Below are 23,787 nucleotides of genomic sequence, written 5' to 3'. Positions count from 1 at the left end.
CCTCTTGTCTTGCTAAATTAGCAATCCTTAAATTTAGAATGTTCGCCATTGCAGGAAGTTAGGGTCTTGCTGGCATGGAAGCGACGGACTTTCGGGGATGCTTGCAGGACACAGATGCGCGGGCGGAGCTGGATAAAGGCGTTGCGTCAGGAGGAGGCCCTCCAGGTTCGTGCGCGCATCGCCGAGCTCGAAAAAGACCTGACGGCGGCGTCCCCAGCCCAAGGCCGTCAGCAACGGCATGAAGCAGGGCATGAATTGCGCAATGCGAAGTTCCGCCTTGAGCGGCTCGAGGAGTGCATCGCGGCGATGCCCTGATGCTCCGGCCCAATCTTGTTGTACGGAACACCATCTCAATTGCCGGCACTGCCTGCTTTCGTAACGGAATTGCCGGCGACGTAAGGGCTCTGTCCGGCATCCGGGGCCTTCGTCGGCGGCAGTTTGTTGTCGCAAGCCGAGACAGTCGCCGAAACGATCAAAGCCACCAGAACGAGGCCCAATCTTAGCTTTTTCATCGCTATCGCCTCCAGCCTCACAACGATGCGGTGCCGGTTTGGTTGCGAATTTCGCGTCGGGAACAAAACGTCATATCTGCGGTTGATCTCCATCAAAGGAGAACCGCCGCATGTTTCGTTTGCTTCTGGCAGGCACCTTTGCCTTTCTCGCCTACCGCCTCGCTCGCAAGATAATCGATGAGGTGCCCGGTAACGTTGATCCGCTGTTGTTGCCGGCGCCAAGAAGTGATCGCGAGGCACTGCGCCGCCAATCGGCGGCGATGGGTGTCGACCCCAAGCGGTAGTATCACGGCGCTTCTGTGTTGCGAACAAAGCGGAAACGATGCTTGATGGGCGATGAACCTTGCCGCCCATGATTCGACCTTCCTGGAATCGACTGCCCAGCCTGCCTATCTCGCCCGCCTGAACGACGCCCAGCGCCAGGCCGTCGAGCATGGTGACGGCAAGATCGCCGGGCCGCTTTTGGTCATTGCCGGCGCCGGCTCCGGCAAGACCAACACGCTGGCGCATCGTGTCGCTCACCTGATCGTCAAGGGCGCCGATCCGCGCCGCATCCTGCTGATGACCTTTTCGCGGCGCGCCGCAGCGGAAATGGCCAGGCGCGTCGAGCGCATCGCCGGCGAGGTGCTTGGCCGCGACGCCGCGGTGATCACGGATGCGCTGACCTGGGCCGGCACCTTTCACGGCATCGGTGCGCGGCTGTTGCGCGATTATGCGCTGGAGATCGGCCTCGATCCGGCCTTCACCATCCATGATCGGGAGGATTCCGCCGATCTGATGAACCTCGTGCGCCATGAACTCGGCTTCTCGAAGACCGAAGCGCGCTTTCCCACCAAGGGCACCTGCCTTGCCATCTACTCGCGCGCCGTCAACGCGCAGACGCCGCTCGGCGAGGTGCTGGGGTCCGCCTTTCCCTGGTGCGCCGGGTGGGCGGAGCAGCTGAAGCAGCTGTTCGCTGGTTATGTCGAGGCCAAGCAGGCGCAGAACGTGCTCGATTACGATGATCTGCTGCTCTACTGGGCGCAGATGGCGGCAGAGCCGGAAATAGCGACGCATCTCGGGAGCCGCTACGACCATGTGCTTGTCGATGAGTACCAGGACACCAACCGGCTGCAGGCTTCGATCCTTATGGCGCTGAAGCCCGACGGGGCCGGACTGACGGTGGTCGGCGACGATGCGCAGTCGATCTATTCGTTCCGTGCCGCCGAGGTGCGCAACATTCTCGATTTCCCCCGGCAGTTCGCGCAGGCGGCCGATGTGGTGCTGCTGGAGCGCAACTACCGCTCGACAGAGACGATTCTCGCAGCCGCCAATGCGGTGATCGGCGAGGCCCCGGAACGCTTCACCAAGAACCTGTGGTCGGAGCGTAAATCCGCCGACAAGCCGAGACTGGTGAGCGTGCGCGACGAGGTCGAGCAGGCCAATTTCGTTTGTGACACCATCCTGGCCGAGCGCGAGGCCGGCACGGCGCTGAAATCGCAGGCGGTGCTGTTTCGCGCCTCGCACCACAGTGGGCCGCTCGAAATCGAGTTGACGCGGCGCAACATCCCTTTCGTGAAGTTCGGAGGCCTGAAGTTCCTCGACGCCGCGCACGTCAAGGATGTGCTGGCGGTGCTGCGCTTCGCCGAAAATCCGCGCGACCGCGTCGCCGGCTTTCGGGTGCTGCAGCTCATGCCTGGCATTGGCCCTTCGGCCGCCGGGCAAATCGTCGAGACCATGACAACGGCACTGGACGAGGCGATGGGCCTGGCGGGATGGCGTCCTCCGCAACGCGCGGCGGATGACTGGCCGGGCTTCGTCGAGCTCTATTCCGGCCTGCGGGCCGGCGCCAAATGGCCGGCTGATCTCGAACAGGTCAGGCTCTGGTACGAGCCGCATCTGGAGCGTATCCACGAGGATGCGATCACGCGGCGGGCCGACCTGTTGCAGCTCGAGCAGATCGGGTCGGGCTATGCCTCGCGCGAGCGTTTCCTGACCGAGCTGACACTCGATCCGCCCGACGCGACCAGCGATCAGGCCGGGCCGCCGCATCGCGACGAGGACTATCTGATCCTGTCGACCATCCATTCCGCCAAGGGCCAGGAGTGGAAGAACGTCTTTGTGCTCAACACGGTCGACGGCTGTATCCCGGCCGATCTCGGTGTCGGTACCAAGGAGGACATCGAGGAGGAGCGCCGGCTGCTCTATGTGGCGATGACAAGGGCCAAGGACAACCTGAATCTGGTCATGCCGCAGCGTTTCTTCCCGCACGGCCAGCCAGCGCGGGGAGACCGCCATCTTTACGCCTCGCGCACCCGCTTCATTCCGGCTTCGATCCTGGGTGCGTTCCAGCAAATGTCGTGGCCAGGCGCGCAAGCGGCGCAGGGCAGGGCACCCCGGCCGGAGGTGCGCGTGGACATCGGCGCGCGCATGCGCGGCATGTGGAAATAGGCGAAGGCCAATGGCGCAACCGCCGGTCAGGATTGCCATCGCCGGCGCGCTGGGTCGCATGGGCCGCCAGATGGCGGAAGCCGTGCAGGCCGATCCGCGGCTGGCGCTCGCGGCGCGCTTCCGCCGCCCGGGCAGTGTCGGCGAAGGGATGGTGAGCCGCGATCAAGCGCTTGCAATGGCTGATGTGGCGATCGATTTCACCACGCCGGCCGCGTCCGCTGATCTGGCAAGCTTGTGTGCGGAGCGCGGCGGACCGGCCCTGGTGATCGGCTCGACCGGTTTCGGTACCGCCGAACTGGCCACTATCGCCAACGCTGCAAAGACGATCGCTATCGTCCGCTCGGCCCCGATGATTTGGATGCAGAGATATTCGAGGCACACCATCGCCACAAGATCGACGCCCCGTCAGGCACCGCCCTGATGCTGGGGCAGGCTGTTGCAGGCGGGCGCGGCATCGAACTGGACACGGTCGCAAGGCGCGTCCGCGATGGCGTCACCGGCGCGCGTCCCGCCGGCGAGGTCGGTTTTGCGGTGACGCGTGGCGGCAGCATTGTCGGCGAACACAGCGTCGGCTTCTGTGCCGAAGGCGAGCTTTTTACCTTGTCGCATACGGCCGGCGACTGCGTCATGTTCGCCCGTGGCGCCATCGCCGCGGCGCTCTGGGTGGCGGGGCGGCCGCCTGGCCAATACGATATGCGCGACGTGCTGGGGCTGGACAATTGAGACGGGCACGTTGCGGATGTAGCCACGTGCCGTGGAAATTGGCTGGTCATGGCTTACCAATCTGCAAGATTTCCCATCGTTTTCGGCTTGAAAGCTGGATGAAAGGTTGATGCCATTACCATTGTCGGCGCGTCCCCATATTGTCGCAGAAGCGATGGGAGAGAGAGGGACGCGGAAACGAACAAAGGGAAGAGGCCATGTCGCTCGCGCGAATACTGCTTGATTCAGCCGCCACAACCGCACTCGTCGCCACCATGGCCTTGTCCGCGCCGTCCGCGCGCGCCGCCGACAAGGTTTCGATCATGGTCGGGGGCTACGAGAAACAGATTTATCTGCCCGCCAAGCTGACCGAGGCGCTCGGTTATTTCAAGGACGAGGGTCTCGACGTCGAATTGCTGAATGAGCCCGCCGGCGTCGATGCCGAGAACGAGATGCTTGCCGGCGCAGTGCAGGGGGTCGTCGGCTTCTACGACCACTGCATCGATCTGCAGGCAAAGGGCAAGTTCGTCGAATCGATCGTCCAGTTCAGCCAGGCGCCGGGCGAAGTCGAACTTGTTTCGACCAAGCATCCCGAGATCAAGTCCCCAGCCGATTTCAAAGGCATGAGCCTTGGCGTGACCGGCCTCGGCTCCTCGACGAATTTCCTGACGCAATATCTTGCCGTCAAGAGCGGTCTGAAGCTCGGTGACTTCACTTCCGTTCCGGTCGGCGCTGGCAACACCTTCATCGCCGCCATGCAGCAAGACAAGATCCAGGCAGGCATGACCACCGAACCGACAATCACGCGGCTCTTGAAGACCGGCGAAGCCTCCGTTCTGATCGACATGCGCACGATAGAAGGCACCAAGGCCGCTCTCGGCGGCACCTATCCGGCTGCTTCCCTCTATATGCAGACCGATTGGGTCGAGGCGCACAAAGACGTTGTGCAGAAACTGGCCAACGCCTTCGTCAAGACGCAGAAATTCATCAACACGCACAGCGGCGCCGAGATCGCTGAAAAGATGCCGAAGGACTACTATGTCGGCGACAAGGAAGGCTACGTGAAGGCACTTGATGCCGGCAAGGCGATGTTTACGCCGGACGGGATCATGCCGGAAGGTGGGCCCGAGACGGTGCTGGCGGTGCTTTCGGCCTTCTCGAAGGACTTGCAGGGCAAGCAGATCGATCTGGCCAAGACCTACACCTCGGAATTCGTCAAGAACGCCAAGTAGCCGGCCGTGCCGGCGCGATGAAAGCATCGCGCCGGCAATCGTCAGTTTCCAGCGTCCGGCGGCTCTGGCCGACGGCGGGCGTTCGCTCGAACCCGGAGTTCCACCATGATCCAGGAAAAGACCACACCAGCGATCGAGCTGATCAATGTCAGCCGTCGCTTCCTTTCGCCCACCGGCAAATCGCTGACGGCGTTGCGCGATTTCACCATGACGGTGGAGCGCGGCGAGTTCGTCGCCGTTGTCGGTCCAACCGGCTGCGGAAAATCCACGACGCTCAACCTGGTCACGGGGCTGGCCAGCCCAAGTGCCGGCGAGGTTCGGGTCATGGGTGCCCCTGTAAAGGGCATAGATCCGCGCATCGGATTTGTGTTCCAGAGCGACGCCTTGTTTCCCTGGCGGACCGTGATCGAGAACGTGATGGCCGGTCCACTGTTTCGCGGCAAGGCGAAGCCGGAGGCCACGGCCGCTGCAAAGGACTGGCTGGCGCGTGTCGGGCTGTCGCGGTTCGAGCACCATTATCCGCACCAGCTTTCGGGCGGCATGCGCAAGCGGGTGGCGCTGGCGCAGACGTTCATAAACGGACCCGAGATCCTTCTCATGGACGAGCCGTTTTCCGCGCTCGACGTCCAGACGCGTGTCCTGATGCACGAGGAACTGTTGCGCCTATGGTCGCAAACGAAGGCTTCCGTGGTATTCGTCACACATGATCTGGAAGAGGCGATTGCCCTCGCCGACAAGGTCTATGTCCTGACCGCCGGACCCGCGACTGTGAAATCGGTCTACAGCATAGATTTGCCACGTCCTCGCGTCGTTGCTGACATCCGCTACGAGCAGAGCTTCATTGATTACTCGCGCACCATCTGGGCCGACCTCAAGGAAGAGGTCGAGACCAGCTATGCACGCGCCGCGGCCTAAGGAGGAAGCCATGACCGATGCTGCCATCGACATCAGAGCGGGAGCTTTCAAGCCGGGCACCTCCGATGCGGAAATCGAAGCGGCCGCCGCCAAGGCAGCCCTGCATCGCCGCCGTACCGTGATGTTCTGGCGGGTCTCTATTCTCGTCGCCTTTCTCGTGCTGTGGGAAGTCGCCGCGCGGATGACCTGGATCGATCCGTTCTTCTATGCGATGCCGAGCGCGATCGCGCAGCGGCTCTATGAGTGGACGACGGAAGGAACTTCCGAAGGGCCTCTCTGGTACCACCTCTACGTCACCATGGAGGAATCGGTCATCGGCTTCGTCACCGGCTCGGTCGCCGGCATCATCATTGGTGTCGCGCTCGGCCGCAACCGGATGGCCGCCGATATCTTCTCCATCTACATCAAGGTCATCAATTCCATCCCGCGCGTGGTTCTGGCGCCGATCTTCATCATGATTCTCGGGCTCGGACTCGCCTCCAAGGTGGCACTCGCCTTCGTGATGGTTTTCTTCGTCGTTTTCCACAACGCTTTCCAGGGAGTCCGGGAAGCCGACAGGGCAATGATCGCCAATGCCCGCATCCTCGGCGCCTCCAACTGGCAGCTCACGCGCTCGGTGATCGTCCCCTCGGCGATGAGCTGGATCTTCGCCAGCCTGCATGTCAGCTTCGGCTTTGCCATCATCGGCGCGATCGTCGGTGAATTCGTCGGCTCGCGCTACGGCATCGGCCTGCTGATCAACATCGCCAAGGGATCCTTCGATGCCGCCGGCATGTATGCCGCGATCGTCATCGTAATGGTGGTGGCGCTTGGCGCCGAATACCTGATGACAATGGTCGAGGACCGCCTGGCAAAATGGCGCCCCCAGCCGTTGCACGAGACGCAGTAAGCTTCGGACTTTAGCTGGCTGCGAGCGGCAGCCGCACCTCGACCACCAGACCACCGGCCGCGCCATCCCCAAGGGTGACGCGGCCGCCGGCATTTTCAACGACCTCGCGCACGATAGCGAGCCCGAGCCCGCTGCCTTCCTCCGCAGAACCCGCGATGCGGTAGAAGCGCTCGAACACGTGATCCCGTTCGTCCTCGGGAATGCCGGGTCCGTCGTCGGCGACCGTCAGAACGGCTTCGCCTTCGATGATCGCCAGTCTGACCGTGACGCAGCCGCCTGATGGTGAGTAGCGCAGCGCATTGTCGACAAGATTGACGATCATCTCGCGCAGCATGGTGCCGTCGCCGATGACCGGCACGGGGCCGGCCTCCTCGAGGCCGAGATCGATCTTACGGGCGATCGCGTACGGAGCATGCGTTTCCAGCACCTGCCGGGCGGCCTCGGTGAGGTCGATGCGATCGGCGCGTGGCCGCCGGCTGCCCGGCTCGGCCCGCGACAGGGTGAGCAGCTGTTCGGCGAGCCGCGCCAGCTTGCCGGAACTCGCCTGCAGCGCCACCAATGCTTCCTGGCGCTGATCGGCCGAAGTTTCGCGCAGCGCATAGCTTGCCTGTGTCGACAGCAGCGCCAGCGGTGTGCGCAACTGGTGTGCGGCGTTGGCGATAAAGCGGCGTTGCGCCGCCATCTGCGCCCGCACGCGTTCCATATAAGCGTTCAGCGCGTCGATCAGCGGGCGGATCTCGCTTTGCGCACCGGGCACTTCGACCCGATCAAGTTCATTTCGGCCTGGCGAGCGCACCACGTCGCGCAGCCTGATCAGCGGCGCCAGGCCACGATGCAGGCCAAGCAGAACGAACACACCGGCGATTGCCACCAGCGCCAGTTGCTGGGCAAAGGCGCTGAGCCACAGGCGTTTGACCATCGCGTCGTGACCGGCAAGCGTTACACCCACAGTGACCGTTATGGGTGAATCGACGCCGGCTCCGACCACGGCGTGGCTAAAGGTGAGGAGCCTCAGCCGATGGCCGCGATAGCTTGCCTCGGCGTCGGGCGGCTTAGACGCCTCCGGCAGGTCGGGATAACCGGTCAGCAACCGCCCCCCGGCAGCCTTGACATGGTAATAGACGCTGTCGCGATCACCGGTATCGAACATCTCGATCGCCGCTGGTGGTATCGCGGCATCGAGCACGCCGTCGGTTACGGCCACGTGCTCGGCAATGGTCCGCGCCGAACCCAGCAGCATGCGGTCGGTGACCAGATCTGCGGTCGCCAGCGCATTGCCATGGCTGGTCCATAGGTTGATGGTGGCAAGCCCGGCGAGCGGCAGCACCACCCAGGCCAGCAACTGCAGGCGAAGACTGTTAATCCTCATGGCGCAAAAGATAGCCGAGGCCGCGCAAGGTGGCGATCTGGACCCGCGACCCTTCGAGCTTCTTGCGCACACGGTGCACATAGATCTCGATGGCGCTGGGGTCGGCGTCGGTCTCGAAGTCGTAGATCGCCGCCGACAGGGCGGCCTTGCTCACGGTTCGCCCGGCCTTGACCATCAATTGTTCAAGCACCGCGTGTTCGCGCGGCGTCAGTGACAGTGTCTCGCCAGCGAGCGAAAACAGCCTCGTGTTGGTGTCGAAGACGAGATCGCCACAGGCAACGACAGGCGCGGTCCGGTCGTTGGCGCGCCGCAACTGCACGCGGATGCGCGCTTCGAGTTCCTCGATCTGGAAGGGTTTGGCCAGATAGTCGTCGGCGCCTTCGTTGAGACCCTTGACCCGTCCGTCGAGGCTGGCGTTGGCGGTCAGCACGATCACCGGTACCCGGTTGCCGCGCGCCCGCAGCATGCGCAGCACCTCCAGCCCGCTCATGCGCGGCAGCGCAAGGTCGAGGATGACCAGCGCATGGTCGCCGGCCGCCAGCGCATGCTCGACATCCTCGCCGTCATGGACGATGTCGACCACGTAGCTTGCCTGACGCAAGGTCTTGCCCAGCCAATCAGCCAGTTCGCGATTGTCCTCGACAAGCAGCAGCCGCATTTCTCTAACTCTGTCCCGGGCAGCACTTCATGCTGAATTCCGTCCGCTTCTTTGACCGGCACAGCCGGATCGCGTTCCATTGGTGAGCGTCTGCAAGCGATAATATCGATCCCGTCGCAACGCAAATGTGGGAGATCCAGTGCCCGGGCTGCAATCTCGATCGTAAAGCCAACCCGTTCGGTTCGATTTCTATGAGGGACCGTGTGGTGGGCTTGGCCCTCTTGTTTATGAGCAAGAGGGCAGGCCCAGCCGGCATCGTCTTGAGCGCCGGTCTTCGCGCTCGGCACCAAAAAGCTTCCACTTCGAGGAATAAAACCGAACGGCCTCGGGTCTTGTCCTCAGCGGAACCGTCCTCCCAAGACGCCGCCTAACGGATGAAACAGGAGATTGAAATGAACAAGATCGCTCTGGCTATCGTCGCCATCCTTGTTGCTGCCGGCGCCGCCTTTGCCGGCAGTGACCATTATGGTTCGGACAATGCCAATCAGCCGGTTGCTGCGGTAGCCGGCGTCGACCATGCCGTCACCGGCGCGGTCAAGACTGCGGAAATGGCCGTGCACAAGGCAGCAGCCGACACCAAGATGAAGGCCACCACCGACTGGCCGGAACCGGGCCAGGGCATCTGGGGGAACTGACGTCTTGAGACGGTGTGCAGCAGGCTTGACGGAGTCTAGCTCAGATCCTTTGGACGCAGGCAATGTGTCAACCGCGCCGACGATAGGTCAGACCAGTGGCCTTCGAAGACAAAGCGCGCAAGGGCCGCTGTCGGGAACTTTTCCTCCAGCCTCTTGCGCGCCTTGATCTCCGACGTTGGCGCGGCAAGCTGTCTCGCCAGGTTCTCCAGGCCTGGATTGTGGCCAACCACCACCAGGCAACCGCTCGACGGGTCGGCTTTATGAACCTGCCCCAGAATATCGGCTGCTGAAGCTTCATAGAGCGCTTCGGCGAACGCCACCCGCGGATGCACGGGCAACTCCGCCGCCACCAGCCGCCAGGTGTCGCGGGTGCGCAGCGCCGGCGATACCAGCGCCAATTCCGGCAGCCAGTCGCGCGCCGCAAGCTCGCGGCCCATCAATCGGGCGGCCTTCAACCCGCGATCGGCCACGGGCCGGTCGAAATCATCGAGATCAGGGTCGTCCCAGCTCGATTTGGCATGACGAAGCAAGAGAAGTTGTTTCATCGGCATTTGTCAGGACCAGGGAATCAAGGCATTGAAATCCTTGCCATGTCCGCCACCGTACTTCGCGCCTGTGGCGGCATCAAAGGCGGCTGTCAGGACGCCGAAGACAAACAGGCCCACACGTTGCTCGTCCCGATCCCACCTGACGGCGACATCTGCCTCGGTGATCGCCCACGCGCCTGAGCGAATGTGAATCACGCCAACGATCGGTCCAACCGCCTGGCCCTCGATTTCGCTCAGATAAAAATAGGCCGTAGCGTTTTGTGGTCCACCGGCCTCATCGTACTCGAAGACACCGGCGAGGTCGCCTTTTCTTCGCATTGAACTGTCGAAGATGTCCAAGGCTTCCATCCTAAAACAGCGTCGACACATCACGCGCGCCATGCACGATGCGCACGACCTCGATCCGTCTTCCGGCCAGGCGATAGAGAATTAGATGGTTGCCAATGGTCAGCGCTCTGGCGTCAGCGGCGATGTCGGGTCTGCGCGGTCCGGCTTCGGGAAGGTCAGCAAGGTGCAGGATGCGCTCGGCGATGGCATCCAGAAAATGGTCGGCGGCACGTGGGCTGTCCCCGGCGATGGCAAGCCAGATATCGACAAGATCATTTTCCGCCGCCGGGCTGCGAATGATCTGTACGCTTCCCATGGCCTATTTCTTGGAAGTGTCGATGAGCCGGCTGCGGGCTTTTCGCTTGATGTCCTCGATGTCGAAATCAGCAAACGGGCCGCTCTCCAGCCCCTCCGCCCAAGCCTTGCGCAATCGCTCCACTTCGGCTTCGCGGAGCGGCTGACGCAAGCGCCACTCGCGCAGTGCCTCGCGGATCACTTCGCTTACCGATCCATAGCGTCCGCTGCCGACGGCGTCCTTGACCATCTCCAGGAGTTCCGGGGAAAGCGCCACGCTGACCTTTTCGACTGTCGTCATCGAACTGTCTCCTTGGTCAGAAGGTAGCAATATTTGCTACCAACCTCAAGGTCAGGGCGTAATCCGTGCCAGATGCTCAAGGTCGGCTTCCTCGCGCAGCGGGTCGGGTGCCATCACCACCGAAGTGCCGTTGTCGGCATCGTCGGCAAAATAGGCAAGCACGGTCCGGCCGGCCTCCATGCGCGCCTTTCCCTCGGCAACCAGTCCCAGGGCCAGAGGATAAAGCCTGTGCTCGGCCTTCAGCACCCGGGCGGCCAGCATATCCGCATTGTCACCGACCATCACCGGCACGGCCGCCTGAGCGATGATCGGGCCGTCATCCATTTCGGGCGTGACGAAATGGACGGTGCAGCCGTGGATGCGCAGGCCGGCCGCGAGCGCCCTGGCATGGGTGTCGAGGCCCTTGAACGCGGGCAGCAGGGCGGGGTGGATGTTGATCATGCGGCCCTGCCATTTCTCGACAAGGCTGGTGGTGAGGATACGCATATAGCCGGCCAGCGCCACGATCTCGGCATTGAACGCCTTGAGTGCCGCGTCGATCGCGGCATCATGCGCCTGCTTGCTGCCATGGTCGGCACGGGAAATGACCTGCGTGGCGATGCCGCGGGACTTGGCGATGCCGAGCCCAGCGGCATCCGCCTTGTCGGCAATGACGCCGACGATCTCGGCCGGGAAGGCCGGGTCGCTCGCCGCCGCGATCAGCGCCGTCATGTTGGAGCCACGTCCCGATATCAGAACGACGGTGCGTTTCCTCTGCATGCTCATAGGCCGATCGAGCCCCGATAGATCACTCCGGCGTCGCGGCGCGGCACGATGCGGCCTATTGGCGTCACCGTCTCGCCGGCTTCCTGCAGCACGGCGGCGACCTGCGCCGCCTGGCCGGACGCCACCGCCAGGATCATGCCGATGCCGCAATTGAAGGTACGCATCATCTCCTCCGGCGCCACGCCGCCGGTCTTGGCCAGCCAGGAGAACACTGCCGGCACCTCGATGGCGTCGAGGTCGAGTTCGGCGGAAAAGTCCTTCGGCAGCACGCGCGGAATGTTTTCGGGGAAGCCGCCGCCGGTAATGTGCGCCAGCGCCTTTATGCCATGCGTGTTGCGGATCGCCTTCAGGATCGACTTGACGTAGATGCGCGTCGGTTCGAGCAGCGCCTCGGCCAGCGTGGCCTCGTCGTTGAACGGAGCCGGATCGCCCCAGGCAAGGCCGCTGGCGGCGACGATGCGGCGAACCAGGGAAAAGCCGTTGGAGTGGAGGCCGGAGGAGGCGAGGCCCAAAAGCACGTCGCCTTCGACAATATCGTCGGTCGGCAAAAGCTGGCCGCGTTCGGCCGCACCCACGGCAAAGCCGGCAAGGTCGTAATCCTTGCCATGATACATGCCGGGCATTTCCGCCGTCTCGCCGCCGATCAGCGCGCAGCCGGCCTGCCGGCATCCTTGGGTGATGCCGCCGACGATCGCGGCGCCCTGGTCGGGATCGAGCTTGCCGGTGGCGAAATAATCGAGGAAGAACAGCGGCTCCGCGCCCTGCACGACGATGTCGTTGACGCACATGGCGACGAGATCGATACCGATCGTGTCGTGCTTGCCGGCCTCGATGGCGATCTTGAGCTTGGTGCCTACGCCGTCATTGGCGGCCACCAGAACCGGATCGGTGAAGCCGGCAGCCTTGAGGTCGAACAGGCCGCCGAAACCGCCGATTTCGCCATCCGCGCCCGGCCGGCGCGTGGCGCGCACCAGCGGCTTGATCTTCTCGACCATCAGATTGCCGGCATCGATGTCGACGCCGGCCTCGGCATAGGTGAGCCCGTTCCTGCGCTTGCCCGTTTTGTGCTGGCCCGTTTTGTGCTGGCCAGTTTCGCGCTTGCTCATCACAATTTTCCTGCTCGTTTGCGGGCTCTTCGCATGAACGGTTTCTGTCCGCAAGGATAACGGCGGAAGCGGGCGCCATTTGGCCCGACAAAAGCGTGGATAGCCGGGGCATCGCACGCGGCGTTTGCGGCTAGCCAACCTGCTTCCTCCTTGCCTCGGCTCTCCATCTCCCTCATCTATCTCAAGGCAAAAATACGGCGGGACAATGCGTTGACCATCCCCAACATGATCACCCTCCTGCGCCTTATCCTGGTGCCCGCCGTGGTGCTGGCGATGCTGCAGGCGCGCTGGGACTGGGCCTTTGCCGGGTTCGTCGTTGCCGGCGTCTCGGACGGCGTCGACGGCTTCATCGCCCGCCGTTTCAACCAACAGTCCAGGCTCGGCGCCTATCTCGATCCGATGGCCGACAAGCTGCTGCTGGTGTCGGCATTCGTCGTCATGGGCTTCGCAGGCGAACTGCCGCTGTGGCTTGTCGTCACCATGGTGTCGCGCGACGCGCTGATCGTTTGCGCCGTATTGCTGTCTACCGTCATGGCCCATCCGGTCGAGATGAAGCCGCTTCTGGTGTCGAAGGCCAATACCGCCATCCAGATCGTACTGGCGGCGACTGTGCTGGGAGAGCTCGCCTTTGCCACGCACCTCGACCCTCTGCGGCCTGCCCTCATATTGCTGTCCGGGGTCTTGACCGTGGCTTCGGCCACGGCCTATCTCGTGGCTTGGCTGAGGCATATGAGCGGCTATGGCGAAAGCTCCACTCCGGACATCTGAGAAAGAAGCGGCAGTGATCGAAGCTGCGGCTGCCGATCTTGCCGCGTCCTACGCGTTCCGCCGGCAAATCTTCTTCTGGCTCGCCGGCGCGGCGATCGTGGCGCTTTTCCTCTATGTTTTCAGCGCTATCCTGTTGCCTTTCGTCGCCGGTATGGTGCTTGCCTATTTCCTCGATCCCGTCGCCGACCGGCTGCAGCGGCTCGGCCTGTCGCGCTTCATGGCGACGGTGGTCATCCTCATCACCTTCCTCATCGTACTGGTGCTGGCCTTTGTCATCCTCATTCCGGTTCTGGCCACCCAGATGGCCGATTTCGCCGGCAAACTGCCGGAGTATCTGACCCGGCTGCAGAGCCTGATCACATCCTTTGATCCGAAATGGCTCGAACAGAAATTCGGCGTCAACGCCAATGGTTTGCGCGACGGGCTGAACTCCTTGCTGACCTCGGGCTTCGGCCTGCTGACCACGGTCTTCACCTCGATCTGGAGCTCCGGCGTGGCGCTGGTCTCGGTGATCAGCCTGTTCGTGGTGACGCCGGTCGTTGCCTTCTACATGCTGCTCGACTGGGACCGCATGGTGGCGGTCATCGATAGCTGGGTGCCGCGCGACAATGTCGCGACCGTGCGCGCCATCGCGCGCGACGTCAACACCGCGACCGCCGGCTTCGTGCGCGGGCAGGGCACGCTCTGTCTTGTCCTGGGCGCCATGTATGCCACCGGCCTGACGCTGACCGGATTGAATTTCGGCATTCTCATCGGCCTGTTCGCCGGACTGATCTCTTTCATCCCCTATGTCGGCTCTCTGACCGGACTGGTGCTGGCCGTTGGCGTCGCTTTCGTGCAGTTCTGGCCGGATTGGACCATGATCGTCGCGGTGGCGGTGGTCTTCTTCATCGGCCAGTTCATCGAAGGCAACATTTTGCAGCCCAGGCTGGTCGGCAAAAGTGTCGGCCTGCACCCGGTGTGGCTGATGTTCGCGCTGTTTGCCTTCGGTGCGCTGTTCGGCTTCGTGGGCCTGCTGATTGCCGTGCCGGCATCCGCCGCCGTCGCCGTGCTGGTGCGCTTTGCCATAGCCCGCTATCTCGAATCGCCGCTCTACAAGGGCCATTCGACACAGCCCTTGCCGCCGCTGCCGGCAGATCGCGGCGGGGGTCACCGCACGCAGTCGCGTGGCTGAAGTGACCGCCCAGCGAACCGATCCGCCTCGCCAACTGCCGCTCGATCTCGGCCATGGTACCGGCTATTCGCGGGACGAACTCGTCGTCTCCGGCACCAACCATCAGGCGGCGGCGTTGGTCGATCGTTGGCCGGACTGGCCCTCGCCGGTGGTGGTGCTGGCCGGTCCCGCCGGTTCCGGCAAGACGCATCTCTCCTCAATCTGGCGTGCGCATGCCAACGCGCTGGCCGTGGATGCCAGGCGCATTGGTGACAGCATCGCCAATCTCGGCGCTCGCCCTGCGCTGATCGACGATGTCGATGCGGGGCCAATCGACGAACAAGGCCTGTTCCATCTGATCAATGCGGTGCGCGGCGCCGGCTCGACGCTGTTGTTGACGGCGCGCCGCTTTCCCCTGGCCTGGGGTGTTTCGCTGCCGGATCTTGCCTCACGGCTGAAGGCGGCGGCGACGGTCGAGATCCATGAGCCTGACGATCTCCTGCTCGCCGGCGTCATCACCAAGCTCTTCGCCGACCGCCAGGTCGAGGTCGAACCGCATGTGGTGCAGTATCTGGTGCGGCGCATCGAACGCTCGCTGGCGACAGCAATGCGCGTGGTGGAGCGGCTCGACCGCACCGCGCTCGAGCGCAAGATGCCGATCACCAGGGCGTTGGCGGCCGAAACAGTCAGTGCCATGGATGAGGGGCAGGGCGAGTTCGAGATCTGAGCAGTTCCAGGAAAGGGCGTGAAACGGTTTTCTGTCCGGAATTGCGTCAAAACAAGAGTTAGGCCGGCCTCGATATTCATCCGGCCTGCAAATGGCGGTTCGTTGTCCCCAACTGCCGTCCCATTTCGGGAAACGGCAGCTGGCACCCGTCTTGCAACGCAAGCTTGCCGGCTGATCCCGGTCCTGATTGCGCTCCAAATCAGGTTGCGGGCTCGCCGGGCACGAGGCGGTTGGGGTTCTCGCCCGGCGAGCTTGCCTTCAAATGCATTGGGCGATTGCCGATGCTCAGTCGGCGGAACGTGCTCAACCACGGCGGTAGCCGGCGAGTTGGGCGTCGTCGACGTCAGGCAAATTGATCACGATGTTCTCAGGGGTTCGGCAGGCCAGCCACCACAGTTCTTCCGTCGTGCTCATATTGGCCTCGAGATGCGGCAGGAACGGCGGCACGAACATGAAATCGCCCGCCGATAACTCGACGAACTCCTGATAGCCCTCGCCGAAATAGATACGGGCATTGCCCGACAGCAGGTATGCGCCGGTTTCAGCTTCGCCATGGTGGTGTGGCAGCGAACGAAAGCCGGGCGCGTTGCTCGCCTTGCCAAACCACAGTCTTGTCGCCGAGGTGTGTTGCGGCCCGACACCGGTGACCAGCGCCATGCCCCCGGACTGGCTGGTCTTGTTGCTCTCCTGGCCTTTCCTGGTGATCACCGGCCTGTCGTTTGGTGCCATTTCGAAGCGCCCCCGTTGCCGCCTTTGGACTTTCGCCAGAAAACAGACTTGCACCAGAAAACTGTCGCGGCAAGGCCCACGACCGGAAGCGGCGCGAGGTGGCCATAGGGTCACGCCAATGGCGGTCGATACTGTGTTTTCGAGAGGGATGGTCGGAGTGGAGAGATTCGAACTCCCGACCCTCTGGTCCCAAACCAGATGCGCTACCAGCCTGCGCTACACTCCGAACGGTCTGTTGCCTATTCATTTCGGTGCTGCATGGCAAGTGCAAAAACCTTGCCGCGGTCCTCATTGCGCAGTAATGACGGGCGAAAAGGTGGCGATGCTGCCTTGCACAGTAACGAGGTGGCCATGTCCGCGCGCATTTTCAGCCCAGCCAAAACCGCGATGCAGTCCGGCAAGGCCAAGACCGGCCACTGGGTGCTGGAATTCGACCCCGAGATGCGCAAGAAGATCGATCCTCTGATGGGCTATACCACGTCGGGGGACATGAAAAGCCAGATCAGGCTCACCTTCGACACGCGGGAAGAGGCGGTGGCCTACGCCGAAAAGGAAGGGCTTGCCTTCCGCGTCGAGGAGCCGAAAGAGCCCAAGCGCCGCCAGATTTCCTATGCGGAGAATTTCCGCTATGACCGCAGGACGCCCTGGACGCATTGATCGCAGGCCCAAATGGGCGCCAGAGCGAACACTACCGGCCCCAAGCCGGCCAGCGGTCCCGTAGCTCAGCTGGATAGAGCACCGGCCTTCTAAGCCGATGGTCGCAGGTTCGAATCCTGCCGGGATCGCCAATAATTTCAACGGCTTATGCCGTATGATCTTGCCGAAGCCGCCGAATCTAATCGCTGCCAAGGCTGCGCTGTGTAACGGAAGCTGGGCGGGAGTTTCAGGCCCGTCCGCGCGGCGACCGTAGAATTATTTCGTGATCTGCCAAGGCTGGAACCTTAGCGCGCACTGCGCGTTCGGGGCCTTGTATTCGCGGAGCCTCATAAAAGGCAATATGCGGGCTGGCGAATGGGCGAGGCAAAGCAAGCACGGGTTGGGGGAGGAGAAGCCAAGCCATGTCGAAACGTGAAATTGGAACGTCCCCTGCCTTGGGGCGGCGTATCGCCGAACTCAAGGCCAGAATGCGGGATGCCGAAATTTCCGATTATGAGATGAAGACCTTTCATAAGGTCGCCGCCATCATGGGTGCAGGCGACGGCTCCCTACAACTGGATGCCGACGACCTGATCGCGGCATCCTTCGTTGTCGAGGCGGGCGAATCGATGCCCAACCGCTGACGTTCAGGATTTCCCTGCATCCGCATCGGATTCGGTGAATGAGCTTTGCTTTCATCGCCGGAGCACGGTTGTCCATTGGCGAGCGTGCCCGGCTCCGGGGCATCTGATCTCGAATTAAAAGGAAAGTCTTATCATTTTGTTTGCGTTGGCACGTCATGGTTGAGACGGCTAACGGAGTGGAACAGGATGAGGCTCGACCTGTCGCCGACCAGCTGGGGCAGGGTGATCGCTGTGACGGCCGCCGGCACGGCATTCTTCATTGCCGTGGCGTTTTTCGTCGATTCGTTCAATTTTCCCTATCTATCGTCCGAAGCTGTTCGGCGCGCGGAAATGACCGACCTGCTGCTTCCTCTGATCCTGGGCGGTTCGTTTCTGTTTTTTCTTATGTGGAAGATCCGCCAACTGGCCATAGCCCAGCGCGATCTCAGCATCATTGCCGCGACCGACAGTCTGACGGCGGTTCTGAACCGCGGCGCCTTCTCGATGCTGGTCGAAGCCTATCTCGAGCAGACCCGCAAGCAAGAGCAGACCCGCTCCGGCGCGTTGCTGATCATCGATGCCGACCACTTCAAGGCGATCAACGACCGCCTCGGTCATGACTGTGGCGACCAGGCCCTCAAGCTGATCGCGCAGGCGATCAAGGAACAGTTGCGCGGCAGCGACATCGTCGGCCGCATTGGCGGCGAGGAATTCGGCGTGTTTCTTCCCGGTGTCGATCCCTCCCAATCCTGGCTGGTTGCCGAAAGCATCTGCCGGCGGATTCGCGAGATGGACTTTTCGCCCGGCGGCCGCTCCTGTCCGCTTTCCGTCAGCATCGGCGGCACCAGCTTCAACGGGCCGACCACCTACGAGGCAATATTCTCCGCCGCCGACAGGCGCCTTTATGCGGCCAAATCGAATGGACGCGATCAGGTCAGCTTCGATCCGGCGGAAGCCTCGCTGATGCCTGCGCCCAGCCCCGCCACCGTGCATTGACCAGAGCCACCGGCGGTGCGGACGGACAGAGACCGCTTCCTTGACGCTTTCTTGTCTGTGTGCTTCCTCCGGTAAGTGATGTATGGGGCACCGCCGGGGACGTTCCAGCCCTTCTTGAGCTCCTCGACCGTCCGGCCGACGGTACGGTCAGGGCCTTTTCGGTGCCGGCGAATGAATGGCGAGACAGCCCGGCAAGGCCAGATAAGCACAGCGATCATGATCCATTTGTTCAACGGCTTTCAAAACCCGTTTGGCGGCAGCGAACGCGAAACCCTGGAGCTGTATCGGCTGTTAAGCGCCGACTCGGCGGTACGTCTTTGGGCAACCTCCTCGCGCGTGTCCGACGAGTTGATGCGGCAGTTTCCGATTCGCCGTGTCTCGCCGGCAACGCGCAACGTGCCTGATGGCGGCATCCATGTTTTCGTCGGCGCGCATTGGCGCAACAAGCTGTGGCCCCACCTGATCCGGCGACCACGCCGGCTGATCTATGTCTTCAACACCTTTCATCCGAAGATCATAGCGCTGACGACACGCATGCCGCGCCTGCTGGGCTGGCCGGAGGCTGAATTGGTGCTGATCTCCGACTTTCAAAAGCGCATGCTGCATGTCGAAGGCGTCGTGCATCCGTCGCCGATCGATATCGACCGTTTCTCACCACGAGTGGCAAGGCTGGATGGTCCGTTCACTGTGGGGCGGCTGAGCCGGGATACGGCGGACAAGCATCATGGCGACGATGTGGCGCTCTACGAGGCCTTGCTGGCCGATGGCGCCGCGGTAAGGATTCAGGGCGGGATGCCGCTCAGGGACAAGCTCACGCCGCACCCCCAACTCGAACTCCTGCCTCAGGGCCAATTGGCCGCCGAACAGTTTCTACCGACGCTCGACGTGTTCTATTATCGCACCGGTTCGCATGTCGAGACATTCGGCCGCGTGGTGTTCGAGGCGATGGCCTGCGGTTTGCCCGTGGTCTGCCATTCGCATGGCGGCTACGCCGACCATATCAGGCACGGCGAAAACGGTTACCTGTTCGAAACGACGCAACAGGCGGCAGCGATTCTGGCCGAACTCAAAGCCGACCCGGCGCTGCGGGCGAAAGTGGGCCGCAAGGCGCGGCAGACCGTCGAGCAGCTGTTTTCGCCGCAGGCATTGCGGCAGCGGCTGGACTTTTATCGCAGTTAGCGATGCCACGCGGTCTGGCCTTCCAGACACTCTCAGCCAACAATCCAACCAGCCCGTTTGGCATCGATCCCCACATCGCGCTAAGGCTTTTCGTCGGGTGAATCGCGGGGCGTCCGGCATCGGTGCGCAAACAGATCGAGCAGGGCTTCTACCGATGACACTAATGGGCGCCGCGGCACTGCTGATCCTGGTCCTCACCTATGCCGGCGTCGCCATCGGCCGCATACCAGGTCTGCGCCTTGATCGGGCGGGCATTGCGCTGCTTGGCGGCGCGGCGATGATCGCCATCGGCGCGGTCAGCATGGAGGACGCCTACCGCGCCATCAATTTCGACACCATCACGCTTCTCCTCGGCATGATGATCGTGGTGGCGCATCTGAAGGTGTCGGGCGCCTTCCGCGGCCTTGGCGCCATCGCCATCGAGCATGCGCATGCGCCCTTCATGCTCCTGGTGATGGTGACGCTGCTGACCGGCGTGCTCTCGGCCTTCCTGGTCAACGACGCCATCTGTCTGGTCATGGCGCCGATCGTCGTCCACGTCACCCGGGTCATCAACCGCAACCCGGTTCCCTATCTGATCGCCACCGCCACGGCATCGAACTGCGGCAGTGTCGCCACCATTACCGGTAATCCGCAGAACATGGTCATCGGGGCGCTGTCGGGCATTTCCTATCCGGCCTTTTCGGCGGCGCTGGCGCCGGTCGCCTTGTTCGGCCTTGTCGCGGTCATTGTCATCGTGCGCATCGTCTACCGGGCCGAATTCACCCGCACCGCCCAATTGACGCCCCATGTCTCGCGCGGCCGCATGCATCGCGGGCAAGTGCTGAAGGCCGTGATTGTCTGCATCGGGTTGGCCATTGCCTTCTTCGCCGGCGTTCCCGTTGCCAAGGCAGCCTTGATCGGCGGCGCCATTCTCCTACTCACACGCGCCATCAAGCCGGAACGCATCTATCGCGAGATCGATGGGCCGCTGCTGTTCATGTTCGCCGGCCTGTTCGTGGTGGTTGCCGGCGCCGAAAGGACGCTGCTGACGCCCGATATCATCGCCTCGGCCAGGAATCTCGGCCTGGACGACGTCTGGCGGCTATCCGGCTTCACAGCGGTACTCTCGAATATCATGAGTAATGTTCCGGCAGTGCTGGCACTGCGGCCGTTCATACCCGGCCTGGAGAACCCGGAGCGTGCCTGGCTGGTGGTCGCCATGAGCTCGACGCTGGCCGGCAATTTCACCCTGCTCGGCTCGGTCGCCAATCTGATCGTCGCCGAGCAGGCCAAGGCGGCGGGCACGCCGCTTTCCTTCGGCGCTTTCTTCAAGGTCGGCCTGCCGTTGACACTGACAACGCTCGTCGTCGGCACGGCGTGGCTGGCGCTCGGACTCTAGACCCGGCTGCCTGGAATCCACGCCCTGACCAGCAGTGCCGCAGCCCGCCCGGCGGCTTCGATGGAGTCGGGATTGCGATGGATCAGCATGATCGAAAAGCTACCGTCGATCAGCAGCACGATTCCCGACGCACCCGCATGACCGGACCAAGGATCTGCACCAAGAACCCGACGCCAGGATCGAGCGGCGCAGGCCGAGCCATGATGACTCATGGACGCATGCCGCCCGGCGCGACGAGGCCAGGCGTGCTTCGCTGTAAATCGAGCGCCCGCGGGTCAGGGCGACACGCCGACATGGCCTTTCATCTTGGGTTGGAGGCGGCAGAAACATCGACCGCTCCCGCCGTGGCGGCATCGCTATTTTTACGCCGCCGCCAATCCCTTGTCCGCAGTCTGCATGCGCGCGGCCGCCGCCAGAAGGTCGGTCTGGGTGATGAGGCCGAGAATCCGCCGCTCGCCGTCGACGATGACCACGGCGTGACTGCGCCCGTCGGTCAGCACCGGCAGCAGGCTCATCGCCGGCGCCTCGGGCGAGGCGGTGCCGGCTTTCTGCATAACACTCTTCACGGTGTCGGTGGCTCTTGTCAGTTCGCGCAGGCCGACGGCACCCAACAGCCTTGCTTCGGCGTCGACCACCGGCAAGGTGCGGATATTGTGATCGAGCAGTTGCTGGCGCGCCTCGTCGATCGTGGCCTGCTCGGGCACTGAAACGACGTCGCGGGACATAATGTCCTTGCACAGCAGCGTCCGGTGCGAGCGCACCATGGCCTGCAACTCGACTTGTCTCAGCAGCCGTTCGAGGTCGTCGCGGTCGATGTCGAACGTCTCGTCGAGGGTGGTCAGCGCCGCGTCGATATCCTCGGGCCGGAAGCCGACGCGCTGCTGCGCCGGCGGATCGGCGGTGCCGTGGCTGTTGGCGGCGGGGGCGGCGACATGCGGATAGTTGCGCCGCGCGAGTTTGTGGAAGAGGAAACCGAGCGTGACCAGGATGGTCGAATTCAAGGCCACCGGCACGAAAGGAAACAGGAAGCCCGCGCTGATGACGGCCGGCCCACCGAGCACTCCCGTCAGCGCCGCCGCGCCGCCCGGCGGATGCAGGCAGCGCGTGAACGACATCGCCGCGATGGCGAGCGCTACAGCCAGGCCCGACGCAATGACCGGATCATGGACGAAATGCGCCACGGTAACCCCCACCAGCGCCGATATCGAATTGCCGCCGATGATCGACCAGGGCTGCGCCAGCGGGCTCGCCGGCACGGCGAAGAGAAGCACGGCGGATGCGCCCATCGGCGCCACCAGCAGGGCCACATGCGGGCCGCCACCCATGGCCAGCCCGCTGATCACGCCGGTCAGCGCGATGCCGATCGTGGCGCCGATACACGCCAGGATGCGTTCACGCAGCGTCGCGCCGGCGAGGATGGGGACAAAAAGACGAAAGGCCATGGGCAAGCTTGTGACGAGTGGGTTGAACGCGGATGCCGGTGCACCACGCAATGCAGCCGAACCCGCGGATTTGAAAGTCAAACAAATCCGGAAAGTCACGACCCGGGAGAATAATATTGCGCGCGGCATCCCCGCTCGAATGCTGCGAGCGGTTCGCGGTTTGTCATCAGCGTCAAGATGTTGCGGTCGTTCTTGCCGTTCCGTCCGGCAGTCGGCCTCGTATGCGACGGTCAGGCGGCGGCTGCGGCCAGGCCGCGCATGATGTCGGTTTTCAGGTCGTCGACATCCTCAAGGCCGATCTGCAGGCGGATCAACGGACCTTCATAAGGGGCCGTTGCAACAACGCGGTCGCTGAGCCAGACCGGCACCGCAAGGCTCTCATACCCACCCCAGGAATAGCCGAGCCCGAAGATCTGCAACGCGTCGAGGAACGCGTGCTGTTCTTTCTGGCCGCCTCCGGCAAGCACGATCGAAAAGATGCCGCTCGAACCGGTGAAGTCGCGCTTCCATAGGCCATGGTCCGGGTGGCTGGGAAGGGCGGGGTGAAGCACGCGCGCCACGCCCTTCTGGCCTTCGAGCCACGACGCGATGGCGAGTGCGCTGCGCTGGTGATGCTCCAGGCGCACGCCCATGGTCCGCAGGCCGCGCAGCACCTGGTAGACATCGTCGGGGCCCGCGCAGCAACCAAGCGTGCAAAAGCTCTCATAAAGTTGCTCCCAGCAGCTCTCAGTGGCCGAGACCGTGCCAAGCAGCACGTCGGAATGGCCGGCCGGATATTTGGTTGCCGCATGGATGGAGATGTCGACGCCATGGTCGAGCGGCCGGAAATAGAGCGGTGTCGCCCAGGTATTGTCCATCATCACGATAGCGCCGGCGGCACGCGCCGCCTTGGCGATCGCCGGGATGTCCTGCACCTCGAACGTGTTGGAAGCCGGCGATTCCGTGAACACGACCCTGGTGTTGGGCTTGATCAAGGCGGTGATGCCTGAACCGATATGGGGATCATAATACTCCACCTCGACGCCGAGGCGCTTCAGCATCGTGTCGGCGAAATTGCGGGTCGGATGGTAGACGGAATCGACGATCAGGAGATGATCGCCAGCCGATAGGAAGGCGAGTAGCGGAACGGTCACCGCTGCCAGGCCAGACGGCACCACGATGGTGCCGGCGGATCCCTCCAGCGCGTCGACGGCGTGGGCAAGGGCATCCGTCGTCGGCGTGCCGCGCGTGCCGTAAGTGTATTTCTGGCTGCGTCCCACCATTGCTTCGGCATTGCGGAACAGCACGGTGGAGGCATGCACAACCGGCGGATTGACGAAGCCGAAATAGTCATGCGGGTTGTTGCCCGAATGGGCAAGCCGCGTGTTGATGCCCACCTTGCCGTAACCCTGCTCGCTGCCGTCTTTCGCCATTCTTCTTCGCCTTGTTTGATAGGGCGCTAGCCATAGTGCGGCGTCACGGGCCGTGCAA

General features: G+C 63.1%; 27 protein-coding genes, 2 tRNA genes and 2 pseudogenes. 17 read left to right on the top strand and 14 right to left on the bottom strand.

The features are described 5' to 3' along the window. The first annotated feature begins 141 nt into the window (after positions 1-141). A complete protein-coding gene (locus FJ930_RS07715) occupies positions 142-315 on the top strand; it encodes a hypothetical protein (protein ID WP_226890592.1) in 174 nt (57 codons plus the stop codon). Positions 316-350: 35 nt separating this feature from the next. Here the strand turns inward: FJ930_RS07715 and FJ930_RS30025 are convergent, their stop codons facing one another. Continuing rightward, positions 351-512: a hypothetical protein gene (locus FJ930_RS30025; RefSeq protein WP_181763306.1), complete on the bottom strand. Its 162-nt coding sequence runs from the start codon at positions 510-512 to the stop codon at positions 351-353. A gap of 110 nt (positions 513-622) precedes the next feature. Here FJ930_RS30025 and FJ930_RS30020 point away from each other — a divergent pair, with 110 nt between their 5' ends. The 6 genes and pseudogenes from FJ930_RS30020 to FJ930_RS07690 all read left to right on the top strand — a co-directional run bounded on the left by FJ930_RS30020 (position 623) and on the right by FJ930_RS07690 (position 6,680). Further along, positions 623-796: a hypothetical protein gene (locus FJ930_RS30020; RefSeq protein ID WP_181763305.1), complete on the top strand. Its 174-nt coding sequence runs from the start codon at positions 623-625 to the stop codon at positions 794-796. A 52-nt stretch (positions 797-848) separates the two neighbouring features. Next, complete coding sequence (locus tag FJ930_RS07710) at positions 849-2,942, top strand: ATP-dependent helicase (protein WP_141836481.1); 2,094 nt, start codon at positions 849-851, stop codon at positions 2,940-2,942. A 10-nt stretch (positions 2,943-2,952) separates the two neighbouring features. Next, positions 2,953-3,665 (top strand): annotated as a pseudogene (locus tag FJ930_RS07705) (4-hydroxy-tetrahydrodipicolinate reductase). A 197-nt stretch (positions 3,666-3,862) separates the two neighbouring features. Further along, a complete protein-coding gene (locus FJ930_RS07700) occupies positions 3,863-4,876 on the top strand; it encodes an ABC transporter substrate-binding protein (RefSeq protein ID WP_141836479.1) in 1,014 nt (337 codons plus the stop codon). Positions 4,877-4,981: 105 nt separating this feature from the next. Beyond that, entirely contained in the window at positions 4,982-5,791 is an 810-nt protein-coding gene (locus FJ930_RS07695) for an ABC transporter ATP-binding protein (protein WP_140738090.1), read from the top strand. A gap of 10 nt (positions 5,792-5,801) precedes the next feature. Continuing rightward, entirely contained in the window at positions 5,802-6,680 is an 879-nt protein-coding gene (locus FJ930_RS07690) for an ABC transporter permease (protein ID WP_140738093.1), read from the top strand. Between the two features lie 10 nt (positions 6,681-6,690). On the opposite strand, the gene FJ930_RS07685 is transcribed toward FJ930_RS07690, so the two are convergent. Both FJ930_RS07685 and FJ930_RS07680 read right to left on the bottom strand, forming a co-directional pair. After that, positions 6,691-8,049: a sensor histidine kinase gene (locus FJ930_RS07685; protein WP_141836477.1), complete on the bottom strand. Its 1,359-nt coding sequence runs from the start codon at positions 8,047-8,049 to the stop codon at positions 6,691-6,693. Next, entirely contained in the window at positions 8,039-8,707 is a 669-nt protein-coding gene (locus FJ930_RS07680) for a response regulator (RefSeq protein ID WP_141836475.1), read from the bottom strand. Before FJ930_RS07680 ends, FJ930_RS07685 begins: the two co-directional genes overlap by 11 nt. Before the next feature lie 392 nt (positions 8,708-9,099). On the opposite strand from FJ930_RS07680, the gene FJ930_RS07675 reads away from it, so the two are divergent. Further along, complete coding sequence (locus FJ930_RS07675; protein ID WP_140738099.1) at positions 9,100-9,342, top strand: DUF680 domain-containing protein; 243 nt, start codon at positions 9,100-9,102, stop codon at positions 9,340-9,342. A gap of 35 nt (positions 9,343-9,377) precedes the next feature. Here the strand turns inward: FJ930_RS07675 and FJ930_RS07670 are convergent, their stop codons facing one another. Genes FJ930_RS07670 through purM form a run of 6 tightly spaced genes read right to left on the bottom strand, consistent with a single transcriptional unit; the run spans position 9,378 to position 12,683 of the window. Further along, complete coding sequence (locus FJ930_RS07670; protein ID WP_140738102.1) at positions 9,378-9,887, bottom strand: histidine phosphatase family protein; 510 nt, start codon at positions 9,885-9,887, stop codon at positions 9,378-9,380. Positions 9,888-9,896: 9 nt separating this feature from the next. Beyond that, complete coding sequence (locus FJ930_RS07665) at positions 9,897-10,238, bottom strand: hypothetical protein (RefSeq protein WP_246676829.1); 342 nt, start codon at positions 10,236-10,238, stop codon at positions 9,897-9,899. Between the two features lies 1 nt (position 10,239). Then, the gene (locus tag FJ930_RS07660; protein WP_141836471.1) at positions 10,240-10,533 is read right to left on the bottom strand and encodes a type II toxin-antitoxin system RelE/ParE family toxin; all 294 of its coding nucleotides are present in this window, start codon (positions 10,531-10,533) and stop codon (positions 10,240-10,242) included. 3 nt (positions 10,534-10,536) lie between these two features. Continuing rightward, the gene (locus FJ930_RS07655; protein WP_141836469.1) at positions 10,537-10,812 is read right to left on the bottom strand and encodes a type II toxin-antitoxin system ParD family antitoxin; all 276 of its coding nucleotides are present in this window, start codon (positions 10,810-10,812) and stop codon (positions 10,537-10,539) included. Between the two features lie 51 nt (positions 10,813-10,863). Next, positions 10,864-11,577 (bottom strand): phosphoribosylglycinamide formyltransferase, encoded by a 714-nt coding sequence (gene purN / locus FJ930_RS07650; protein ID WP_141836467.1) that lies wholly within the window; start codon positions 11,575-11,577, stop codon positions 10,864-10,866. Then, on the bottom strand, positions 11,574-12,683 hold the full coding sequence (gene purM / locus FJ930_RS07645; protein WP_141836465.1) for a phosphoribosylformylglycinamidine cyclo-ligase: 1,110 nt from the start codon (positions 12,681-12,683) through the stop codon (positions 11,574-11,576). Before purM ends, purN begins: the two co-directional genes overlap by 4 nt. A gap of 210 nt (positions 12,684-12,893) precedes the next feature. On the opposite strand from purM, the gene FJ930_RS07640 reads away from it, so the two are divergent. Genes FJ930_RS07640 through hdaA form a run of 3 tightly spaced genes read left to right on the top strand, consistent with a single transcriptional unit; the run spans position 12,894 to position 15,331 of the window. After that, complete coding sequence (locus tag FJ930_RS07640) at positions 12,894-13,451, top strand: CDP-alcohol phosphatidyltransferase family protein (protein ID WP_141836463.1); 558 nt, start codon at positions 12,894-12,896, stop codon at positions 13,449-13,451. Continuing rightward, on the top strand, positions 13,423-14,625 hold the full coding sequence (locus tag FJ930_RS07635; protein ID WP_141836461.1) for an AI-2E family transporter: 1,203 nt from the start codon (positions 13,423-13,425) through the stop codon (positions 14,623-14,625). The genes FJ930_RS07640 and FJ930_RS07635 overlap by 29 nt, the downstream gene beginning before the upstream one ends. A gap of 1 nt (position 14,626) precedes the next feature. Continuing rightward, positions 14,627-15,331, top strand: a complete 705-nt coding sequence (gene hdaA, locus FJ930_RS07630) for a DnaA regulatory inactivator HdaA (protein ID WP_140739101.1) — start codon at positions 14,627-14,629, stop codon at positions 15,329-15,331. Positions 15,332-15,634: 303 nt separating this feature from the next. Here the strand turns inward: hdaA and FJ930_RS07625 are convergent, their stop codons facing one another. Then, the gene (locus tag FJ930_RS07625; protein WP_141836459.1) at positions 15,635-16,060 is read right to left on the bottom strand and encodes a cupin domain-containing protein; all 426 of its coding nucleotides are present in this window, start codon (positions 16,058-16,060) and stop codon (positions 15,635-15,637) included. Between the two features lie 149 nt (positions 16,061-16,209). Beyond that, positions 16,210-16,286: transfer RNA gene (locus tag FJ930_RS07620), tRNA-Pro, on the bottom strand. 125 nt (positions 16,287-16,411) lie between these two features. Between FJ930_RS07620 and FJ930_RS07615 the strand changes: the two genes are divergently transcribed. The 6 genes from FJ930_RS07615 to FJ930_RS07590 all read left to right on the top strand — a co-directional run bounded on the left by FJ930_RS07615 (position 16,412) and on the right by FJ930_RS07590 (position 20,875). Beyond that, positions 16,412-16,717: an ETC complex I subunit gene (locus FJ930_RS07615; RefSeq protein WP_140738129.1), complete on the top strand. Its 306-nt coding sequence runs from the start codon at positions 16,412-16,414 to the stop codon at positions 16,715-16,717. A gap of 54 nt (positions 16,718-16,771) precedes the next feature. After that, positions 16,772-16,848, top strand: a tRNA-Arg gene (locus FJ930_RS07610). Between the two features lie 270 nt (positions 16,849-17,118). Further along, positions 17,119-17,340 (top strand): hypothetical protein, encoded by a 222-nt coding sequence (locus FJ930_RS07605; RefSeq protein WP_140611363.1) that lies wholly within the window; start codon positions 17,119-17,121, stop codon positions 17,338-17,340. A 186-nt stretch (positions 17,341-17,526) separates the two neighbouring features. Continuing rightward, positions 17,527-18,315 carry a GGDEF domain-containing protein gene (locus FJ930_RS07600; RefSeq protein WP_141836457.1) on the top strand — a complete coding sequence of 263 codons (789 nt, stop codon included), beginning with the start codon at positions 17,527-17,529 and terminating at the stop codon, positions 18,313-18,315. Positions 18,316-18,486: 171 nt separating this feature from the next. Continuing rightward, positions 18,487-19,494, top strand: coding sequence for a glycosyltransferase family 4 protein (locus FJ930_RS07595; protein ID WP_246676828.1), 1,008 nt, complete (start codon positions 18,487-18,489; stop codon positions 19,492-19,494). A 154-nt stretch (positions 19,495-19,648) separates the two neighbouring features. Continuing rightward, the gene (locus FJ930_RS07590) at positions 19,649-20,875 is read left to right on the top strand and encodes an anion transporter (RefSeq protein ID WP_141836455.1); all 1,227 of its coding nucleotides are present in this window, start codon (positions 19,649-19,651) and stop codon (positions 20,873-20,875) included. Here the strand turns inward: FJ930_RS07590 and FJ930_RS07585 are convergent. The 3 genes and pseudogenes from FJ930_RS07585 to FJ930_RS07575 all read right to left on the bottom strand — a co-directional run. Then, positions 20,872-20,997: pseudogene (locus FJ930_RS07585) on the bottom strand (TetR family transcriptional regulator); the annotation flags it as partial. The gene FJ930_RS07590 and the pseudogene FJ930_RS07585 sit on opposite strands and share 4 nt — an antisense overlap. 240 nt (positions 20,998-21,237) lie before the next feature. Beyond that, a complete protein-coding gene (locus tag FJ930_RS07580; protein ID WP_141836453.1) occupies positions 21,238-22,317 on the bottom strand; it encodes an HPP family protein in 1,080 nt (359 codons plus the stop codon). 230 nt (positions 22,318-22,547) lie between these two features. Next, entirely contained in the window at positions 22,548-23,729 is a 1,182-nt protein-coding gene (locus FJ930_RS07575; protein ID WP_141836451.1) for a cystathionine beta-lyase, read from the bottom strand. Positions 23,730-23,787 lie beyond the last annotated feature (58 nt).

The organism is Mesorhizobium sp. B2-4-15, from assembly GCF_006658505.1.
Lineage (GTDB): Bacteria > Pseudomonadota > Alphaproteobacteria > Rhizobiales > Rhizobiaceae > Mesorhizobium.
Note: the sequence above shows the minus strand (reverse complement) of the source record. Positions and strands in the feature narration are given on the sequence as shown.

Coding starts and splice junctions, on each gene's coding strand:
- FJ930_RS07605 (WP_140611363.1), top strand. CDS start 17,119: ATGTCGAAACGTGAAATTGGAACGTCCCCTGCCTTGGGGCGGCGTATC.
- FJ930_RS07590 (WP_141836455.1), top strand. CDS start 19,649: ATGACACTAATGGGCGCCGCGGCACTGCTGATCCTGGTCCTCACCTAT.
- purM (WP_141836465.1), bottom strand. CDS start 12,683: ATGAGCAAGCGCGAAACTGGCCAGCACAAAACGGGCCAGCACAAAACG.
- purN (WP_141836467.1), bottom strand. CDS start 11,577: ATGAGCATGCAGAGGAAACGCACCGTCGTTCTGATATCGGGACGTGGC.
- FJ930_RS07595 (WP_246676828.1), top strand. CDS start 18,487: ATGAATGGCGAGACAGCCCGGCAAGGCCAGATAAGCACAGCGATCATG.
- FJ930_RS07635 (WP_141836461.1), top strand. CDS start 13,423: ATGGCGAAAGCTCCACTCCGGACATCTGAGAAAGAAGCGGCAGTGATC.
- FJ930_RS07685 (WP_141836477.1), bottom strand. CDS start 8,049: ATGAGGATTAACAGTCTTCGCCTGCAGTTGCTGGCCTGGGTGGTGCTG.
- FJ930_RS07660 (WP_141836471.1), bottom strand. CDS start 10,533: ATGGGAAGCGTACAGATCATTCGCAGCCCGGCGGCGGAAAATGATCTT.
- FJ930_RS07690 (WP_140738093.1), top strand. CDS start 5,802: ATGACCGATGCTGCCATCGACATCAGAGCGGGAGCTTTCAAGCCGGGC.
- FJ930_RS07615 (WP_140738129.1), top strand. CDS start 16,412: ATGTCCGCGCGCATTTTCAGCCCAGCCAAAACCGCGATGCAGTCCGGC.
- FJ930_RS30020 (WP_181763305.1), top strand. CDS start 623: ATGTTTCGTTTGCTTCTGGCAGGCACCTTTGCCTTTCTCGCCTACCGC.
- FJ930_RS07580 (WP_141836453.1), bottom strand. CDS start 22,317: ATGGCCTTTCGTCTTTTTGTCCCCATCCTCGCCGGCGCGACGCTGCGT.
- FJ930_RS07700 (WP_141836479.1), top strand. CDS start 3,863: ATGTCGCTCGCGCGAATACTGCTTGATTCAGCCGCCACAACCGCACTC.
- FJ930_RS07655 (WP_141836469.1), bottom strand. CDS start 10,812: ATGACGACAGTCGAAAAGGTCAGCGTGGCGCTTTCCCCGGAACTCCTG.
- FJ930_RS07575 (WP_141836451.1), bottom strand. CDS start 23,729: ATGGCGAAAGACGGCAGCGAGCAGGGTTACGGCAAGGTGGGCATCAAC.
- FJ930_RS07710 (WP_141836481.1), top strand. CDS start 849: ATGAACCTTGCCGCCCATGATTCGACCTTCCTGGAATCGACTGCCCAG.
- FJ930_RS07695 (WP_140738090.1), top strand. CDS start 4,982: ATGATCCAGGAAAAGACCACACCAGCGATCGAGCTGATCAATGTCAGC.
- FJ930_RS07680 (WP_141836475.1), bottom strand. CDS start 8,707: ATGCGGCTGCTGCTTGTCGAGGACAATCGCGAACTGGCTGATTGGCTG.
- FJ930_RS07625 (WP_141836459.1), bottom strand. CDS start 16,060: ATGGCACCAAACGACAGGCCGGTGATCACCAGGAAAGGCCAGGAGAGC.
- FJ930_RS07675 (WP_140738099.1), top strand. CDS start 9,100: ATGAACAAGATCGCTCTGGCTATCGTCGCCATCCTTGTTGCTGCCGGC.
- FJ930_RS30025 (WP_181763306.1), bottom strand. CDS start 512: ATGAAAAAGCTAAGATTGGGCCTCGTTCTGGTGGCTTTGATCGTTTCG.
- FJ930_RS07670 (WP_140738102.1), bottom strand. CDS start 9,887: ATGAAACAACTTCTCTTGCTTCGTCATGCCAAATCGAGCTGGGACGAC.
- FJ930_RS07665 (WP_246676829.1), bottom strand. CDS start 10,238: ATGGAAGCCTTGGACATCTTCGACAGTTCAATGCGAAGAAAAGGCGAC.
- FJ930_RS07600 (WP_141836457.1), top strand. CDS start 17,527: ATGAGGCTCGACCTGTCGCCGACCAGCTGGGGCAGGGTGATCGCTGTG.